Annotated in this window: 2 protein-coding genes and 1 pseudogene; 2 read left to right on the top strand and 1 reads right to left on the bottom strand. The window is 69.6% G+C overall.

The window, feature by feature from the left end; all coding sequences use genetic code 11:
• On the bottom strand, nucleotides 1–2,267 hold a 2,267-nt coding region (locus Q4F73_RS12140), incomplete at its 3' end, for a DEAD/DEAH box helicase (RefSeq protein WP_303359598.1).
• 30 nt (nucleotides 2,268–2,297) lie between these two features.
• Between Q4F73_RS12140 and Q4F73_RS12135 the strand changes: the two genes are divergently transcribed.
• Nucleotides 2,298–3,032 (top strand): CBS domain-containing protein, encoded by a 735-nt coding sequence (locus Q4F73_RS12135; RefSeq protein WP_303359597.1) that lies wholly within the window; start codon nucleotides 2,298–2,300, stop codon nucleotides 3,030–3,032.
• Between the two features lie 121 nt (nucleotides 3,033–3,153).
• Nucleotides 3,154–3,290, top strand: a pseudogene (locus Q4F73_RS12130) (5,10-methylene tetrahydromethanopterin reductase); the annotation flags it as partial.

The following is a 3,290-nucleotide window of genomic DNA, read 5'->3' as shown; positions in this document are numbered from 1 at the left end:
CCGGGAGGGGCGGTGGCGAGGGCGTCGATAAGCGATTGGCGCGCGGCGGGCGTGACCTGGCCGGACAACCGACCCACGACCCGGGAGCCGAGCGCTGACTCGAGGCGGTCGAGGACGTCGAGGAAATAGGTGAATACCAGCACCCTGCGCCCAGCCTCCTCGGCCTCCTCGACGATCTCCCGGATGCGCTCGAGTTTCGCGGGGACCGCACCGGGAGTGGTCATGGCGGCGCGGCGCATGGCCATGAAGTTGCCCTCCTCGACCGCCGCGGCGTAGTGCTTCTCATCGGCCGGGGTGAGGTCGATCCAGTCGGTCTGGTCGAGGCGCTCGGGAAGTTCGTCAAGGACATCGGCCTGGTTGCGGCGCAGGTAAGCGGGGGCGATGCGCTTGCGGAAGTCGGCCGCGGCCATCTCCGACATGCCCGTGGAGATGAGATCCGGTGCCACGAAGCCCACCAGCGTGGCGAACTCGGAGACGCGGTTTTCCAGCGGCGTGCCGGAGAGGAGCAGAGCGTGGGAGGCGGCGTCGATGAGCGAGCGGACCGCACGGGTGCGGCCGGTGGACGGGTTCTTGATGAAATGCGCCTCGTCGACGATGACGAAATCCGGTGCGGACAGAGTCGTGGTGCGCGCTCCGTCGTAGGTGAGCAGGCAGATGCCGCCGGTCGACTCCCAGGCGCGGACCGCCTCGACGCGTTCGGGGCCGTGGGCGCGGTAGACGGGGAGATCGGTGAAGCGGCGGGCCTCACGCTCCCAGTTGGTCAGCACCGAGGCCGGGCACACCACCAGAGTGCGCGACTGCCCCTCCGCAAACAAATGCGCCGCGGCGGCCAGGGCCTGCACGGTCTTGCCCAGGCCCATGTCGTCGCCGAGGATCACCTTGCGTTGCACCAGAGTGAAGCGGGCGCCGAAGGACTGGTAGCCGCGCAGGTGCAGGTCGGTGAGGTGGGTGGTGTCCAGGCGCAGCGCGCGGATGCGTTCGAGGATGTCGGCGGCGAGGTCATCGCCACCCTCGACCTCGAGATCGAGCAGCGTGGACAGCAGCGCCTGGTAGTGCGCGGGGCGATCCAGGTAGTCAGCCCAGGTCTCGCCGGACACCGGCACGGGGCGTGCGGGCTCCAGGGTCTCCGGGTGGACGTCGGCCCAGGCGATGTCGTCGGTGAACTCCTGCCACTCCGGGCCCTGACCGACGAGCACGTCCCACAGCCCGCCGGTGGTGGGCAGCTCCTCGGCCCGGGCCAGGATGCGGCGCCGCCGGGCGCGCTGGATCTCGTCGAGGGTGTTGATCTGGTCGAACTGCGCCAGCAGGCGCACCAGCCCGGTCGCGGCGCGGGTGGGCGTGTCCCCGATACCGGTGGTGTGCGTGCCGACGGCCTCCTGCCGCAGGGTCTCGGCAGCCGCGCGTAGGCGACGCGCGGTAGTCGCGCCGATGCCCGGGACCTGGGTCAGGCGCCCGGTCGGCGTGGCCAGCACGTCCGCGACGGTGGACACCCCGATGGTCTCCAGGCCGGTGAAACGCAGGCGCTCGTTCGTGGCGGTCTTCAGCGCGTCGACGGGCAGCTGCCGCAGCAGGATTTCCGCCCGCTCGCCGGTCAGTGCATCCAGCAACCGCTCCGCTTCTCGACGCATCGCCGGCTCCGAATTCGGGTCCCGCGACAGGGCCCGCGCCCGCTCCAGCACGCGCGCCTGCGGATCTGCGTCGTGCTGGACGAAGGTCGAGCCCGGCGCGCCGACGGCCTCCTCCACCGCCGATCGCGCGTGCGCCAGCAGGTGATCCGCCGCTCCCCCGGGGTGGAGTCGCACGCCGCGGGACTGGAGCATGTCGGCCAGCGAGGCCAGTTCCAGGTAGCGGGTGACGTCCGCATCCAGCACCTGAAAGGTCGCATCCTCCAGTCGCGTCCGCAGATCTCCGGCGGCGGCTCGGGCCCGGGCGATTTTCCCGCCGGCGAAGATGCGCCCCAGGATGGAGGGCGCGGCGTTGCGGGCCTCATGGCGCAGCATCCCCAGCACTCCGGCCTGCGAAACATAGCCGCGCAGGTGCTCCCAGGCCTGGGGCAGCCCGTCGATCTCCGCCTGCGCGTAGAAGTGCGGCGGCCACTGCACCGCGCCCGGCGGGAGCAGCACGCTGTCACCGATGCGGACGGCGCCGGGGGCGCGGGGTGGGGTGCGGGGGGCGTCGATAAGCGACCTGGCCTGGGCGGCGCGCTGCGCGACGTCATCAGCCTGCCGCAGCAGGGCGTCCAGCTCGGGGCGTGTGAACTCGGCCATGGAACTCATCTTCTCATTACCCTGGGTGATGTGACTGAGCCGACTGCCCCCAACCGCGCCATTCCCTTTCTGGCGGCCTTCAATGACATCGAGGCCCACCTGCGGGATCTGTTGAGCGCGAAGAAATCCGACAGTTTCCGCTGGATGGTGGATCAGGCGGTGCGTAGGCACCTCATGAATGAGGAGCATGCCGGGGACCTCAAGGAGTTCGCCGAGCTGCGCAACGCCATCAGCCACGGCCGGTACACCGAGGACATGCGCCCCATCGCGGAGCCGCTGGAAGAGACGGTCGCGGACATCGAGCGGATCCGGGACATTCTGCGGGATCCGCCGACAGCGCTCGGCGCCCTGGGCCATCACGAGGTGCGCACGGTCGCGCCGGGCGATGACATCCGGGAGGCGCTGCAGGTCATCCGCTCCACGACCATCTCGCAGCTGCCGATCTACGAGGGCGGCACGTGCACGGGCATCCTCACCACCAACACCATCGCGCGGTGGGTGGCGGCGGACCTCGACGACAACGATCATCTCGACGCCCGCACCGTCGCCGAGGTCCTCGACTGGGCCGAGGACAACGACCGCGCGGTGTTCCTCCCCCGCGACGTGCTGGCGCAGGAGGCCATCGACGCGCTCACCACACCCCGCAAGGACGGGTCGATGCCGCGGGCGGGCATCATCACCGAGCACGGACGGAAGGATCAGCGTCCCATCCGCGTCATCGGTGGATCCGACATCGCCCTGCTCATGGAGGCTGTCGACTCCTGACTCGGCCAATTCGGGGATTTCGAGCGTTCGCGGAAAAAGCCCTCCCTAGTCCCCCTTGACATGATGTTGACGTGTCACCTACAGTGGGCTCAGCTAAAGAAACCACCAAAGGAGAATCATCATGCAGTTCGGCATCTTCACCATCGGTGACGTCACCACCGACCCCACCACCGGCACCACCCCCACCGAGAACGAGCGCATCAAGGCCACCGTCGCCATCGCCAAGAAGGCCGAGGAGGTCGGCCTCGACGTCTTCGC

The sequence above is a fragment of the Corynebacterium sp. genome (assembly GCF_030535495.1).
Classification (GTDB): domain Bacteria; phylum Actinomycetota; class Actinomycetes; order Mycobacteriales; family Mycobacteriaceae; genus Corynebacterium.
This window is presented reverse-complemented; position numbering and strand designations above follow the sequence as displayed.